Source organism: Arthrobacter sp. NicSoilB11 (assembly GCF_019977375.1).
Classification (GTDB): domain Bacteria; phylum Actinomycetota; class Actinomycetes; order Actinomycetales; family Micrococcaceae; genus Arthrobacter.
Genome location: NZ_AP024657.1, coordinates 3,047,367 through 3,062,623 on the forward strand (window position 1 = coordinate 3,047,367; position 15,257 = coordinate 3,062,623).

The 15,257-nt window shown below is 66.7% G+C and carries 10 protein-coding genes; 3 read left to right on the forward strand and 7 right to left on the reverse strand.

Features of this window, described 5'->3' with window-relative positions; all coding sequences use genetic code 11:
• Positions 1–4: 4 nt before the first annotated feature.
• The 3 genes from mshA (at position 5) to LDO14_RS14115 (ending at position 4,297) form a co-directional block, all read left to right on the forward strand.
• On the forward strand, positions 5–1,270 hold the full coding sequence (gene mshA / locus LDO14_RS14105; RefSeq protein WP_223992220.1) for a D-inositol-3-phosphate glycosyltransferase: 1,266 nt from the start codon (positions 5–7) through the stop codon (positions 1,268–1,270).
• Between the two features lie 156 nt (positions 1,271–1,426).
• Positions 1,427–3,103, forward strand: coding sequence for a formate--tetrahydrofolate ligase (locus LDO14_RS14110; RefSeq protein WP_223992222.1), 1,677 nt, complete (start codon positions 1,427–1,429; stop codon positions 3,101–3,103).
• A 591-nt stretch (positions 3,104–3,694) separates the two neighbouring features.
• Positions 3,695–4,297: an endonuclease domain-containing protein gene (locus tag LDO14_RS14115; RefSeq protein WP_223992229.1), complete on the forward strand. Its 603-nt coding sequence runs from the start codon at positions 3,695–3,697 to the stop codon at positions 4,295–4,297.
• 223 nt (positions 4,298–4,520) lie between these two features.
• On the opposite strand, the gene LDO14_RS14120 is transcribed toward LDO14_RS14115, so the two are convergent.
• From LDO14_RS14120 to LDO14_RS14150, 7 genes are all read right to left on the reverse strand, one after another.
• Positions 4,521–5,606 carry an inositol-3-phosphate synthase gene (locus LDO14_RS14120; protein WP_018769188.1) on the reverse strand — a complete coding sequence of 362 codons (1,086 nt, stop codon included), beginning with the start codon at positions 5,604–5,606 and terminating at the stop codon, positions 4,521–4,523.
• A gap of 159 nt (positions 5,607–5,765) precedes the next feature.
• Entirely contained in the window at positions 5,766–6,806 is a 1,041-nt protein-coding gene (gene mgrA / locus LDO14_RS14125; RefSeq protein WP_223992231.1) for an L-glyceraldehyde 3-phosphate reductase, read from the reverse strand.
• A 21-nt stretch (positions 6,807–6,827) separates the two neighbouring features.
• Positions 6,828–8,597 carry a malto-oligosyltrehalose trehalohydrolase gene (gene treZ, locus LDO14_RS14130; protein ID WP_144600011.1) on the reverse strand — a complete coding sequence of 590 codons (1,770 nt, stop codon included), beginning with the start codon at positions 8,595–8,597 and terminating at the stop codon, positions 6,828–6,830.
• Positions 8,594–10,921 (reverse strand): malto-oligosyltrehalose synthase, encoded by a 2,328-nt coding sequence (treY, locus tag LDO14_RS14135; protein ID WP_223992239.1) that lies wholly within the window; start codon positions 10,919–10,921, stop codon positions 8,594–8,596. The genes treZ and treY overlap by 4 nt, the downstream gene beginning before the upstream one ends.
• On the reverse strand, positions 10,918–13,230 hold the full coding sequence (gene glgX, locus LDO14_RS14140) for a glycogen debranching protein GlgX (protein WP_018769184.1): 2,313 nt from the start codon (positions 13,228–13,230) through the stop codon (positions 10,918–10,920). The genes treY and glgX overlap by 4 nt, the downstream gene beginning before the upstream one ends.
• A gap of 68 nt (positions 13,231–13,298) precedes the next feature.
• Positions 13,299–14,882 carry an NAD(P)H-hydrate epimerase gene (locus tag LDO14_RS14145; protein WP_223992241.1) on the reverse strand — a complete coding sequence of 528 codons (1,584 nt, stop codon included), beginning with the start codon at positions 14,880–14,882 and terminating at the stop codon, positions 13,299–13,301.
• A 15-nt stretch (positions 14,883–14,897) separates the two neighbouring features.
• Complete coding sequence (locus tag LDO14_RS14150; RefSeq protein ID WP_013601780.1) at positions 14,898–15,245, reverse strand: holo-ACP synthase; 348 nt, start codon at positions 15,243–15,245, stop codon at positions 14,898–14,900.
• Positions 15,246–15,257 lie beyond the last annotated feature (12 nt).

The window sequence follows — 15,257 nt, forward strand, 5'->3', positions numbered from 1 at the left end:
TCCCGTGGCACTGATCCGCAGGGTCGCGCTGCTCTCCCTCCACACCTCCCCCATGGAACAGCCGGGCTCCGGTGACGCCGGCGGAATGAACGTCTATATCCGCGAGCTGGCCTCCGCCCTGGCCGAGGCGGGCGTGGAAGTGGAGATCTTCACACGCGCCACCTCAGCCGACCAGCCCGCTGTCGAGCATCCCGATCCCGGCGTCTGCGTGCACAATGTCCTGGCCGGGCCGCCCAAGAAGATCCCCAAAGAGGAGCTGCCGGGGTTGCTGCACGCCATGGTGGCCGAGATCGAACAGATCCGCCGCCGGCAGCCCCACGGCCGCTATGACGTCATCCATTCGCATTACTGGGTGTCCGGGATCGCCGGGCTGGAACTGTCCGAACTGTGGGGCGTGCCGCTGGTGCACACCATGCACACCATGGCCAAGGTCAAGAACCTGCTCCTTGAATCAGGCGAACAGCCGGAGCCGCGCCGGCGCGAGGTGGGCGAGCACCGCATCGTGGACGGCGCGGCACGGCTGATCGCCAACACCAGCTCCGAGGCAGCCGAGCTCGTTTCCCACTACGGCGCCACCTACGACCGCATCGACATCGCCCCGCCCGGAGTGGACCTGGCCACCTTCACGCCGGCATTCCGGGCGCGGTCCCGGGCCCGGCACGGCATCAGCCCGGACACCTTCCATCTGGTGTTCGCCGGCCGCATCCAACGGCTGAAGGGCCCGCAGGTCCTGGTCAAGGCGGCGGCGCTGCTGCGCAAACGCCGGCCGGACATCGACCTGCGCGTCACCATCCTGGGCGCCCTGAGCGGCAACAAGGAATTCAACCTGCGCTGCCTGGTTGCGGAGGCAGGAATGGACGACGTCGTCACGCAGCTTCCGCCGGTTAAGGCACCTGAGCTGGCGTCCTGGTTCCGCGCGGCGGACGTGGTGGTGATGCCTTCCTTCAGCGAATCCTTCGGGCTGGTGGCACTCGAGGCCCAGGCCTGCGGTACGCCCGTCGTGGCCACCCGCGTCGGCGGGCTGTCCCGCGCCATCTTCCACGGCCGGACGGGGCTCCTGGTGGATGGCCACCATGCCGCCGACTGGGCCGATGCCCTCGAAGCCCTGTACGACGACCCCGCCACCCGCGAAGAACTGGGCCGCGCCGCCGCCATCCGCGCCCAGAACTCCGGCTGGCAGCGCACAGCCGCCATCACGCTGGAAAGCTACCATGCCGCCGTCGAGAATTTTGTGGGCCGGCGCCTGGCCCCGGTGGTTCCCGCTTCGTGACGTTCCTGCCCTGGTTTCCCGCCCGGCTTTTCTGTCATGGGCTTTTCCTTTTCCTTCGCGGGCGCCCCGGGTGCTGTTAGCTTAGGGGCAGGCCTCCGGCGCCTGCCGGCGCCGGAATGGACTGGGCAGGATGAAGCTGCGCAGGAAAGGACAACGATGTCTGCTCTCCCTTCTGATCTCGAGATAGCCCGGGCTGCCCGGATCCGTCCCATTGCGGACATCGCGGCTGCCGCGGGGGTTAATCCGGAAGCCCTGGAACAGTACGGGCGGTTCAAGGCCAAGATCGATCCGGCCAAGCTCGATGCGCCGGCTCCCTACGGCAAAGTGGTGCTGGTCTCGGCCATGTCCCCCACGCCCGCCGGCGAGGGCAAATCCACCACCACCGTGGGATTGGCGGATTCCCTGGCCAGGGCCGGCCGGAAGGTGATGATCGCGCTGCGGGAACCCTCGCTGGGTCCGGTCCTGGGGATGAAGGGCGGCGCCACCGGCGGCGGCTATTCGCAGGTGCTGCCCATGGATGAGATCAACCTGCACTTCACCGGCGACTTCCATGCGATCACCTCGGCCAACAACGCCCTGATGGCGCTGGTGGACAACCACATCTACCAGGGCAACGCGCTCAATATCGATCCCCGCCGCATGACGTTCAAGCGTGTGCTGGACATGAACGACCGCGCCTTGCGTGAAGTGGTCATTGGCCTGGGCGGGCCTTCGCAGGGGGTGCCGCGGCAGGACGGGTTCGACATCACCGTGGCCTCCGAGGTCATGGCCGTCTTCTGCCTGGCCAAGGATCTGGCGGACCTGCGCTCCCGGCTGGGCCGGATCACCTTCGGCTACACCTACGACCGGGTACCCGTAACGGTGGCGGACCTGGGGGTGCAGGGCGCCTTGACGCTGCTCCTGAAGGAGGCGGTCAAACCCAACCTGGTCCAGACCATCGCCGGCACCCCGGCCCTGGTCCACGGCGGCCCGTTCGCCAACATCGCGCACGGCTGTAATTCGTTGATTGCCACCCAGACCGCCCGGCGGCTGGCGGACATCGTGGTCACGGAGGCCGGTTTCGGCGCGGATTTGGGGGCCGAGAAGTTCATGGACATCAAGGCCCGGTACGGGGGCCTGGCGCCGTCGGCCGTGGTGGTAGTGGCCACGGTGCGGGCGCTGAAGATGCAGGGCGGGGTGGCCAAGGACCGGCTGGCCCAGCCGGACCTGGCGGCCCTCGAAACAGGGGTGGCCAACCTGCGCCGGCACGTGCGCAACGTGGAGAAGTTCGGGGTCACCCCGGTGGTGGCGATCAACAGGTTCTCCTCCGATTCCCAGGAGGAGCTGGACTGGCTGCTGGCCTGGTGTGCTGCCGAAGGCGTGGCGGCGGCCGTGGCGGACGTGTGGGGTCGCGGCGGCGGCGGTGACGGCGGCGACGAACTGGCAGCGTTGGTCCTCCAGGCTGCGGAGGGGCCCAACAGCTTCCGGCACCTCTACGCCCTGGGACTGCCGGTGGAGGACAAGATCCGGACCATTGCCCAGGAGATCTACGGCGCCGACGGCGTGGATTTCTCGGTTCCGGCGTTGAAGCGGCTGGCCGATATCGAGCGGAACGGCTGGAGCGGGCTCCCGGTCTGCATGGCCAAGACACAGTACTCGTTCACGGACGATGCCTCCCGGCTCGGTGCCCCGAAGGGCTTCACCATCCATGTCCGGGACCTCCTGCCCAAGACAGGTGCGGGCTTCATCGTGGCGTTGACCGGCGCGGTGATGACCATGCCCGGCCTCCCCGCCGTCCCGGCAGCCCTGCGCATGGACGTGGACGCGGACGGCAACCCGGTAGGCCTCACCTGACACGCCCGCTCACCTTTGGCAGCACAACACCAAACCCCCGCTCACCTTTGGCAGCACAAAACCAAACCCCCGCTCACCTTTGGCAGCACAAAACCAAACCCCCGCTCACCTTTGGCAGCACAAAACCAAACCCCCGCTCACCCCCTTCCGCGGCGAGCGTCGGGCAAAACGGCGAACCGGCACGGCCTGTGGATAACTCAACACGGGTATCCGACATATGCATGACAATGCAGTATGCGATCCCGCCTTCCCTTGCCTGTGCATCTGGCTGGCAGACCCTTCACGCTTGAAAGCTCAAGAAGCGCCGGACTGGACCACAACCGCCTGCGTCACAACGACGTCGAACACATCAGCCGGGGCCTCTACCGCCCTGCTGCATGGGACTTCTGCCTCGAGCATGCTGCCCGCGCATTGTCGGAGGCGACGCCCGGCGCATGGATTTCCCATGTGACAGCGGCGCGCCTCCAGAGTTCGCTCCTGCCCGCTTGGTTGTCCGACTCCAATGAACTTCACCTAAGCAAGCCCACGCTGCTTCCGGGAGCCCGCAGGAAAGGAATTCACGGCCACCGGCTCATTGTGAAGCCTGGCGAGGTGGAGTTCGTCGAGGGGATATGGATCAGCACACGGGCACGGACATGGCTGGACATGTCACGGCTACTGCCGTTGGCAGACTTGGTGGCTATGGCGGACCAACTGGTACGGCTGCCCCGGCCTGAACTGGAGGGCAGGGAGGGCGCCTACTCAACAATTGAGGAACTACGGGACATGGTTGCCCGTCATCCAAACCTTCAAGGGGTTGTGCGTGCCCGGCAGGCACTGGACTTGGCGCGGGTTGGATCGGACTCCGCGCCCGAGACCTTCCTCCGGTTGGCCATGTTTGACGCTGGTCTCCCGGAGCCAGAGCTGCAGCTGGCACTTTATCCTGGAGACCCTCGATCGTCGTCTGCCGACCTCGGATTTCGGCAGCGAAGAATTGCTATCCAGTACGACGGCGGCCATCACCTTATGGAAGCCCAGCGACTAAGCGATCGGCGCAGGGACAAGGCCTTCGAAGCGGCCGGGTGGACTGTCATCATCGTCGACAAGGCCGATCAGAAGGACAGCTTCGCTGCCGCTATCAGAAAGATCAGGCGAGCCGTGAAGAACTCTGTGGCGGATGCGACGGTGGCGTCGGGGTTCGCAAACGGGGACTAGTTGAACGGGGCTCACTTTCAGCTGGGATCGACTGAACGTTCGCCGGTGAGATGCGAGCGGGCGTCCCCAGAATAGTCGTCAAGAGTGAGCGGGCGTCGTAGAAAAATCCGCCAAAAGTGAGCGGGCGTCGCCAGAAAACCTGCAGGAAGTGATGGGGCGTCTTAAATGGCGGCGCTCCCCCACCCCGGAGGGTGAGGGAGCGTCGGCAACGAGGTGTGGAGTTCTAGCGCTCCACGTCGCCGCGGATGAAGGCTTCCACCTTTTCGCGGGCGAGGTCGTCGTTGAACTGCTCCGGCGGGGACTTCATGAAGTAGCTCGACGCGGACAGCAGCGGGCCGCCGATGCCACGGTCCAGGCCGATCTTCGCGGCGCGGATCGCGTCGATGATCACACCTGCGGAGTTCGGGGAATCCCAGACCTCCAGCTTGTACTCCAGCGACACGGGGGCGTCGCCAAAGTTGCGGCCCTCCAGGCGGACGAACGCCCACTTGCGGTCATCGAGCCACTGCACGTAGTCGGACGGACCGATGTGCACGTCCTTGGCCGCCAGCTCGGCCTCAACGTTGGAGGTCACGGCCTGGGTCTTGGAGATCTTCTTGGACTCCAGCCGGTCACGCTCCAGCATGTTCTTGAAGTCCATGTTGCCGCCAACGTTCAGCTGGTACGTCCGGTCCAGGGTCACGCCCCGGTCCTCGAACAGCTTCGCCATGACCCGGTGGGTGATGGTGGCGCCGATCTGGCTCTTGATGTCATCGCCCACGATCGGAACACCCGCGGCAGTGAACTTGTCCGCCCACTCCTTGGTCCCGGCAATGAAGACCGGCAGCGCGTTCACGAACGCCACGCCGGCGTCGATCGCGGCCTGCGCGTAGAACTCGGCCGCTTCCTGGGAGCCGACGGGCAGGTAGCAGACCATAACGTCAACGGCAGCGTCCTTGAGGGCCTGGACCACGTCCACGGGCTCTTCAGTGGATTCCTCGATGGTCTCGAGGTAGTACTTGCCCAGCCCGTCCAGGGTGTGGCCGCGCTGGACGGTGACACCGGTGGGCGGGACGTCGGCGATCTTGATGGTGTTGTTTTCGCTGGCCGTGATGGCGTCGGCAAGGTCAACGCCGACCTTCTTGCCGTCAACATCAAACGCGGCGACGAACTGAACGTCACCCACGTGGTACTGGCCGAACTCAACATGCATCAAGCCCGGAACAGTCTCTGCGGGATCGGCATCCTTGTAGTACTGGACGCCCTGCACCAGCGAGGCGGCGCAGTTGCCCACGCCAACGATTGCAACACGGATGGGATGTGAAGACACAGAACTCCTTTGGGGACAAACGTCAGCCGGCCGGGTTTGCCTCGCAGACAGTACGACGGCGGCCGGCTGGCTCGGCGCCGCGCGGCGCCTTTTCATACTACCCAACGCAGCGGGACCGGGCGCAGTGCACCCGGTCCCGCTGCGTAAAGAGAATCACCGTCAGGCGTTTTGCTTCCAGAGGTTGATGTCCGACTCAACCGCAAACTCGTCAATCGCGGTCAGCTCTTCATCCGAGAAGCTGAGGTTGTTGATGGAGGACAATGTGTCCTCCAACTGCTGGACGCTGGAGGCGCCAACCAGTGCCGAGGTGACGGGCGAGCCCTTGGGCTGGTCGCGCAGGATCCAGGCGATGGCCATCTGGGCCAGGGTCTGCCCCCGGCCTTGGGCGATCTTCCGCAGTCCGCGGACCCGGTCCAGTTTTTCCTCGGTGATGGAGTCCTCCGAGAGGAAGCGCGCCTTCGCTGCCCGCGAGTCGTCAGGAATGCCGTGGAGGTATCGGTCGGTGAGCATGCCCTGCGCCAGCGGCGAGAAGGCGATGGATCCGGCGCCCACCTGGTCCAGGACCTCGTACAGGTTGGGTGAACCGTCCTCGGTCCAGCGGTTCAGCATGGAGTAGCTGGGCTGGTGGATCAGCAGCGGCGTGCCCAGTTCCTTGAGGATACGGGCGGCCTCGAGGGTCTGCTCCGGCGTATAGGAGGAAATGCCCGCGTACAGTGCCTTGCCGGAACGGACGGCGTAGTCCAGGGCACCCATGGTCTCCTCCATCGGTGTTTCCGGGTCGGGCCGGTGGCTGTAGAAGATGTCCACGTAGTCCAGTCCCATGCGCTGCAGCGACTGGTCCAGGCTGGAGATCAGGTACTTGCGCGAGCCCCATTCGCCGTAGGGACCGGGCCACATGTAGTAGCCGGCCTTGGTGGAGATGACCAGTTCGTCGCGGTAGGGCTTGAAGTCGTCCCGCAGGTGCCGGCCAAAGTTGGTCTCGGCGGACCCGTCCGGCGGCCCGTAGTTGTTGGCGAGGTCGAAGTGGTTGACGCCCAGGTCGAAGGCGCGGCGGAGGATGTCCCGCTGTTCCTCGAAGCGCTTGTCGTCGCCGAAGTTGTGCCACAGTCCCAGCGAGATGGCCGGGAGCTTCAGGCCGCTGCGGCCCACCCGGCGGTAGGGCATGGATTCGTAGCGGTCGCCTGCTGCAATGTACGTCATCAGTTTCTCTCTTCCGTCGGTTCAGGCTTTGAGGATCGCAGCGCTCCAGGGCGCCAGTTCCAGGGACCCGCCGTCCAGTGTGGTTCCGTTGTCCGTGGCCAGCAGCACGCTGCCGGCGGCCTCGTCCAGCCGGACCTTCGAGTCCCCGAAGTTCACCAGGACCTCGACGGATCCGCGCCGGAACCGCAGCCAGCCCGCGTCGTCGTCGAACTTAACTTCCGTCCCGCCGAAGCCAAGCCCCGCCAGTTCCGGATGCCCGCGGCGCAGCGCCGTCAGCGCCCGGTACAGCTCCAGGAGCCGCGCGTGGTCGCCAGAGGTGGCCTCGGCCCAGTCCAGCTTGGACCGGCGGAAGGTTTCCGGGTCCTGCGGGTCAGGCACGACGGCGGGATCCCACCCCATGCGCTCGAATTCCTTGATGCGCCCTTCCGCGGTGGCCTTCCCGAGCTCCGGTTCGGGATGGGAGGTGAAGAACTGCCATGGTGTGGTGGCGCCGTATTCCTCGCCCATGAACAGCATGGGGGTGAACGGGGAGGTCAGCGTGAGGACCGCGGCCACGGCGAGCTGCCCGTAGGACAGGGACTGCGAGAGCCTGTCCCCCGTGGCACGGTTGCCGATCTGGTCGTGGTTCTGGTTGCAGACCACCAGTGCCGCGGGGTCCACCAGGGCGGCGTTGATGGGCCGGCCGTGGTGGCGTCCGCGGAAGCTGGAATAGCTGCCGTCGTGCAGGAACCCGTCCTTCAGCACCTTGGCCAGCACGGCCAGGGATTTGAAGTCGGAGTAGTAGCCGGTGGTCTCGCCGCTGACGCTGACATGCACGGCATGGTGGAAGTCGTCGCTCCACTGCCCGGCCAGTCCGTACCCGTTGACGTCACGGGGGTAGAGCAGGCGCGGATTGTTGAGGTCCGATTCTGCGATGAGCGTCTTGGGCAGCCCGGTCCCGGCTGAAATCGCGTCGCCCAAAGCCCCCAGGTCCTCCAGGATGTGCACCGCGCGCTCGTCCCGCAGCGCGTGCACGGCATCGAGGCGGAGCCCGTCCACGTGGTAGTCGCGCAGCCAGAGAGCGGCGTTGTCCAGGATGTACTCGCGGACCACGTCCGAGCCCGGCCCGTCCAGGTTCACCGAGTCGCCCCAGGTGTTGGCGTCCCCCTGCTTCAGATAGGGGCCAAACCTGGGCAGATAGTTTCCGCTGGGGCCAAGGTGGTTGTAGACCACGTCCTGGATGACGCCCAGTCCGGCGGCATGGGCGGCGTCAACGAATCGCTGGTACGCAGCCGGCCCGCCGTAGCCTTCGTGCACGGTGTACCACTGGACGCCGTCGTAGCCCCAGTTATGCGTGCCGTTGAATCCGTTGACCGGCAGCAGCTCCACGAAGTCGATGCCCAGGTCCACCAGGTAGCCCAGCTTCTCCGCGGCGGCGTCCAGGGTTCCTTCGGGGGTGAAGGTGCCCACATGGAGTTCGTAGATGACGGAACCCTGCAGGTCCTTGCCGCGCCAGCCGGAATCCTGCCATGCATAGGCGGCGGGATCGTAGGTCCGGGATTGCTCGTGCACGCCGGCGGGAAGCCGGCGGGACCTGGGATCCGGGACGGGGGTGGTGTCCCCGTCCAGCAGGTAGCCGTAGTCCACGTCGCCGTCCGCGGGCGCGTCGGGGGCCGTCCACCACCCTTCCGATCCCGGCGCCGTGTCCTTCTTCTGCATGGGATATTGCCGGCCATCGGCCAACAAAACCACCGATGAAACGTCCGGCGCCCAGACATCGAAGCGCTCAGGTCCAACGTTGACCAGGGTCATGCCTTCTCTCCATCTTCGGGTACCAGTAGGGCCACCGGGTAGGTACCCAGCACATCTGCCACCAAAACCGGGCCCGGCCCGTAGCTGGCTCCCGTAAGTTCGTCGCGCATGGCAGTGGAAAGGTCGACGGCGGTGTCCCGCCACCCGCCGCCGGCTTCCAGTCCGGCGGGGAGCCGGGTGGCAAGCGTGAGGGCGCCGGAGGAGGCATCGGTTCCGCGGGTGAATGCGAGCAGGTGCCCAGCAGCCGCGCCGGTGGCTGGGACTGGCGTGTAGCCCTGGAACAGCTCCGGCCGGTCCCGGCGCAGGCGGAGTGCCCGTGAGGTGACCAGGAGCTTGCTGGCCTCTGTGCCCTCGTCCGGCAAGGTGCCGGCGTCGAGCTTTGCCAACTCAGCCTGCCGGGCACCAAAGTCAACCGGCCGGCGGTTGTCCGGGTCCGTCAACGAACGTTCCCAGAACTCGCTGCCCTGGTACACGTCCGGCACGCCGGGCATGGTCAGCTGGACCAGCTTGGCGGAAACCGAGTTGGCGGCGGAGAAGGAGTCGATGCGGGCCACGAAGTCCGTCACCACGTTGGCGACCTTGGCGTCGTCGAAGACTGCGTCCACGGCGGCCTTCACCGCGGCCTCGAAGTCCTCATTGGGATTGGTCCAGGTGGTGGAGTTCCCGGCCTCCCGGGCCGCCTTCTCGGCGTATCCCTGAAGCCGTTCCCGGCTTGCCGGCCAGGCACCGATGATTGCCTGCCACAGCAGGTTCTCGTACGGGCCGTCCGGGATGGGCGCCAGGCCGCGAAGGCTCTCCAGCGTTTCGGCCCACTCCTGCGGCAGCTCGGCGATGACCGAGATCCGTGCCCGGGCATCCTCGCTGCGTTTGGTGTCGTGGGTGGACAGGGTGGTCATGGACAGCGGGAGGTCCTGCTGGCGCCGCTGCATCCGCTGGTGGAATTCCTCCGGGTCCACGGCGAACTCGGTGGGTTCAGCGCCCACCTCGGTCAGGGTTCCAAGGCGGGTGTAGCGGTAGAACGCCGTATCCTCCACGCCCTTGGCCATGACCATGCCGGAGGTCTGCTGGAACCGGATGGCGATGGCGTTGGCCGGATCCAGCAGCAGCGGAAGGAGGGTTCCCACCGCCACTTCCAGGTCCGGCCGGTGGGCTGCCGCGGATTCGCATGCTTCCTTGAGGACATCGGCGCCCACGGGCAGGTACGAACGATACACCGGGAAGGACGCGATAATCTCCGCGATGGCGTCGGCTGCCTGGTCCAGGGCGAGGCCGTAGGACTCCGGGACCAGTCGGGCCAGCCGCAGCACTTCCGAGCGCAGGATGCCGTCGGCGATCATGCGCTTGGTGCCGCGGATCATTGCGGCATAGTCCGCGGGCTCTGAGGAGCCGCGCAGCCTGGCGTCCAGTGCGTCCAGTGCCTGCTGCCCCGCGGGGTCCACAAAGACCCGGTCCACGTCCGCCAGCGCGTCGTATCCGGTGGTGCCTTCGCACGCGAACTCCTGCGGCAGCACCTCGCCCGGTTCCAGGATCTTCTCCACCAGGACGTAGGCGCCGCCGCTGAGGTCCTTCAGCCAGCGGAGATAGCCGGTGGGATCGGCGAGGCCGTCCGGGTGGTCCACGCGGAGCCCGTCCACCAGGCCCTCGGTGAACCAGCGCCCCACCTCGGCATGCGCTTCCTGGAAGACCGAGGGTTCTTCGACGCGGATTCCGGCGAGCGTGGTGACCGCGAAGAAGCGCCGGTAGTTCAGCTCGGCGTCGGCGCGGCGCCAGTCCATCAGCTGGTAGTGCTGGCGGCTGTGCACGTCCTGCGGGGAATCACCGTCGCTGTATGTGCCTTCGGCCAGGGGGAACCGGTGATCGTAGTAGCGGAGTTCGCCGTCCTTGACCTCCAGCTTGTCCAGGTCGGCGTCGGAGCCCAGCATGGGGAGCCGGACCTTTCCGCCGCCCAGGTCCCAGTCGACGTCGAAAGCTTCCGCGTAGGGTGATTCGCGGCCCTCCTTGAGCAGGGACCACCACCACGGGTTCTGCGGAGGGGATGCCACGCCCACGTGGTTGGGCACGATGTCCACCAGGACGCCCATGCCGTGCTCGCGCGCTGCCCTGGACAGGGCCAGCAGCCCTTCAGGGCCGCCGCGGTCCGGGTCCACGGCGGAGGGGTCGGTCACGTCATAGCCGTGGTCCGAACCTTTTTCCGCAGTGAGGATGGGCGAAAGGTACACCCAGTCCACGCCGAGGTCCTTCAGGTACGGGACCTGGTTGGCGGCGTCGAACAGGGTGAAGCTGCTGCGGATCTGCAAACGGTAGGTGGAGACGGGCGTCCTCATGCCTCGGTTGCCTTCGCAGCCTTGGTCTCCTCCGCCTTCGCAGCCTTGGCGTCCTCGGCTTTGGCTGCCTTGGTTTCCTCGGCCTTTGCCTCGCTCGCTTCCGCGGCCTTGGTCTGGGCCTCCACCATCTCCTCCTGGGCTTCCTCGTGCTCTACCCTGGACGCCAGTGAAGCGGCAGCGGACGTGTCCACTTCAGCTTCCGGGCCGGAGTAGGCGCGCAGCACCACCATGGACTTCGCGTCCAGGGTCAGCGTTGCCTTCGCCTTGAGCGGTTCATACGCGTCAGCCTGGGCCGCGGTGTCAATCAGGACCTCCCAGTACTGTGAGTACTCTTCGTTGGGAAGGCAGAAGTCCACGGCATCGTCGTGGGCGTTGAAGGCCATGATGAAGCTGTCGTCCGTGATGCGCCGGCCGCGTGAATCCTGTTCCTGGATGCCGTCGCCGTTGTAGAACACGCCGATGGTGCGGCCGAAGCCGCTCCCCCAGTCCTCCGGCAGCATTTCGGTGCCGTCCGTCTTGAGCCAGACGATGTCCGGCAGCTTTTCGCCTTCGCCGCGGCGCACCGGCCGGCCGTCGAAGAAGCGGCTGCGGCGGAACGTCGGGTGGTCGTGGCGGAGCTTGTTCACGAAGGCGGTGAACTCCACCAGCGGCTGGTCCATGGCTTCCCAGTGGATCCAGCTGAGCTCGGAGTCCTGGCAGTAGGTGTTGTTGTTGCCCTGCTGGGTGCGGCCCAGCTCGTCGCCGTGCAGCAGCATGGGCACGCCCTGGGAGAGCAGCAGCGTGGCGATGAAGTTCCGCTGCTGGCGGGCGCGCAGGGTCAGGACCTTGTCGTCGTCGGTGTCGCCTTCAACGCCGCAGTTCCAGGAGCGGTTGTGCGATTCGCCGTCGTTGTTGCCCTCGCCGTTGGCCTCGTTGTGCTTCTCGTTGTAGGAGACCAGGTCCCGCATGGTGAAACCGTCGTGGGCGGTGACGAAGTTGATTGAGGCCACTGGACGGCGGGCGGAGCTTTCGTAGAGGTCGGCGGAGCCGGTTAGCCGGGAGGCGAACTCGCCAAGCGTGGAGGGCTCGCCGCGCCAAAAGTCGCGGACGGTGTCGCGGTACTTGCCGTTCCATTCGGTCCACTGCGGCGGGAAGTTGCCCACCTGGTAGCCGCCCGGGCCCACGTCCCACGGCTCGGCGATCAGCTTCACCTGGGAAACTACCGGGTCCTGCTGGATGAGTTCGAAGAAGGTGGAGAGCTTGTCCACGTCGTAGAACTCACGGGCCAGGGTGGAGGCAAGGTCGAAGCGGAAGCCGTCCACGTGCATCTCCGTGACCCAGTAGCGCAGGGAGTCCATGAGCAGCTGCAGCGAGTGCGGGTGTCGGACGTTCAGGGAGTTGCCCGTGCCGGTGTAGTCCATGTAGTGCTTGAGGTCGTTGTCCACCAGGCGGTAGTAGGCCTGGTTGTCGATGCCCTTGAAGGACAGCGTGGGGCCCAGGTGGTTGCCTTCGGCAGTGTGGTTGTAGACGACGTCGAGGATCACTTCGATGCCGGCGCGGTGCAGGTCGCGGACCATGGCCTTGAATTCCTGGACCTGGTGCCCCACGTCGCCGGTGGCGCTGTAGGTGTTCTGCGGGGCGAAGAAGCCGATGGTGTTGTAGCCCCAGTAGTTGCTGAGCCCCTTTTCCACCAGGGTGCCGTCGTTGACGAACTGGTGGACGGGCATGAGTTCGATGGCCGTGACCCCGAGCTTCTTCATGTGCTCAATGACCGCAGGGTGGGCCACGCCGGCGTAGGTGCCGCGCTGTTCGTCCGGGATTTCCGGGTGGAGCTCGGTGAGGCCCTTGACGTGGGCTTCGTAGATCACCGACTCGTGGTACGGGATCCGCAGCTGGCGGTCGCCGTCCCATTCGAAGAAGGGGTTGATGACCACGCCGTGCATGGTGTGCGGGGCGGAATCGGCGTCGTTGCGGGAGTCGGGGTCGCCGAATTCGTAGGAGAAGAGGGCCGGGTCCCAGTCGATCTGGCCCTGGATGGCCTTGGCGTAGGGATCCATCAGCAGCTTGTTCGGGTTGAAGCGGTTGCCGCTGGCGGGGTCGTAGGGACCGTGCACGCGGTAGCCGTACTTCTGGCCGGGCTGGATGTGCGGCAGGTAGCAGTGCCACACATAGCCGTCCACCTCGGTCAGTTCGATGCGCGTTTCGGTCAGGTCATCAGCCAGGAGGCAGAGTTCGACCCGCTCGGCCCGTTCGCTGAACAGGGCGAAATTGGTGCCGGTGCCATCAAAGGTCGCTCCCAGCGGATAGGCAGTTCCAGGCCAGACTTCCATCGTGCTCCTCATTTTGTGGTCAGCAGCAGAGGGCATCGGAACGCCCCGCTGCTGGTGCGAACTAATGCCTACCGTAGTGGTTGGCTGTGACTATTACGTTTCCAGGCTCCATATTTACTAAGCATGCTGACTTTACCCCAAATTTCGGGTATGGCATTCGCGACGCCGCCTGCCGTGATCGGACCACCTGTCACCGCCTCCGACGCCGCCAGCCCTGCCCGCCCGTGCAGCGCGGCGCCCAGTGCGGCAATGGCGGCCCACCGCCCCTCCGCCGCTATGCCCACCTCACTGAAGCGGCCGACGTCGGGCCCCGCCTGGGCGAGCAGCGCACCAATGACCCCGGCCAGGACGTCCCCACTGCCTGCAGTGGCGAGCCAGGGCGTACCGTCCGCCTGGCTGAAGGTCTCTCCCCAGGGTGCCGCCACGAGTGTGGTGGCGCCTTTGAGCAGGACGGTGGCTCCCGTACGGTTGGCGGCCTGGCGTACGGCGGCGAGGGTTCCGGCTTCCACGGCTTCCCGGTCCTCCCCACCGCCCAGGCGTTGGAACAGCGACGCCAGCTCGCCGGCGTGCGGGGTCAGCACCATGTGCGGGGCGAGCATGGCCGGCAACGCGGGCAGCGCGCCGGCGTCGGCAACGACGGGAAGTCCGGACGCGATGGCATCGCGGGCACGCGTCAACTGGTCATGGTCCTGCGGGCCCATGCCCGAGCCCACCAGCCATGCCTGCACCCGGTTGTCGGCCACGCTCCCGGTGCTGCACACCACCTCAGGGCAGGACTGCCGGACGAGGTCGGCCACGGCCGGCGGACCGAGGTACCGCACCATGCCGACTCCTGCGGCCAGGGCGCCCCGGCACGCCAGGACTGCGGCGCCGGGATAGTCTTCGGATCCGGCCACCACTCCCAGCACTCCGCGGGAGTACTTTTGGGCCCGCCGTGCAGGACGGGGCAGGAGGTGGGCCAGTTCGGCATCCTCCAGCCGGCGAAGGGACGGCTGCGGCAGGTGCTCCTCGATCCCGATCGGCACCACCAGGACGCGTCCAGCATGGTCCGCGCCCGGGTCCGCCAGCAGGCCGGCCTTCGCTCCCCCGAACGTCACGGTCAGGTCAGCGGAAAGGACCGGCCCGGCTGCCTCGCCGGTATCGGCGTCCACGCCGCTCGGGAGGTCGCAGGCCACCACCAAACCGCTCCTGATGCCGTCACTGACAGCCTGGACCAGGTCTGCAGCGCTGCCCCGCAGCCCGCCTTTCGCTCCGGTCCCCAGCACGGCGTCAATGACGACGTCGGCCGCGGCAGCTTCCGCCGCCAGTCCCGGGATTGCAGATTCAGTGAGCCGGTGCACCCGGCCGCCGGCGCGCTCGAATGCCGCAAGGCCAGCCGGATGGGCGGAATCGCCGGTGAGTACCGCCGTCGTGCGCATTCCGCGGGCGGCAAGGAAGGCGGCTGCGAACAGGCCATCGCCACCGTTGTTGCCCTTGCCAACCAGCACCACCACGCGGGCACCGCTCAGGCGGCGGCCCCGGGACTTGAGTTCCTGGACGACGGCGCCGGCCAGGCCGTGTGCGGCGCGCTGCATGAGCACGTCCCCCAGGCCGGTGGCCAGGAGGGGTTGCTCGGCGGCCCGGACCTGCGTTCCGGTGTAGGCGTTGATCATGCGGCGGCTGCCTGGTCAGCCTTCGGCCAGGACCGTGGCGGTGGCGATGCCGCCGTCGTGGCTGATGGACAGGTGCCAGCGCTTGACGCCTTTGGCCTCGGCAACCGCAAGGACGGTCCCCTTGACCTGGACGGTGGGTCCGTTATGGTCGAGGCCGATCCAGCAGTCCTGCCAGTTCATGCCGGCGGGCGCACCAAGGACCTTGGCCACGGCTTCCTTCGCGGCGAACCTGGCTGCCAGGGAGCGGGTGTTCAGTTCCCGTTCCGCCGGCACGAACAGGCGGTCCCTCAGGCCCGGCGTCCGTTCCAGCTGGCGGCCGAACCGCTCGATGTCTACTACGTCTACCCCGATGCCAACGATCATGCGCTTCATTCT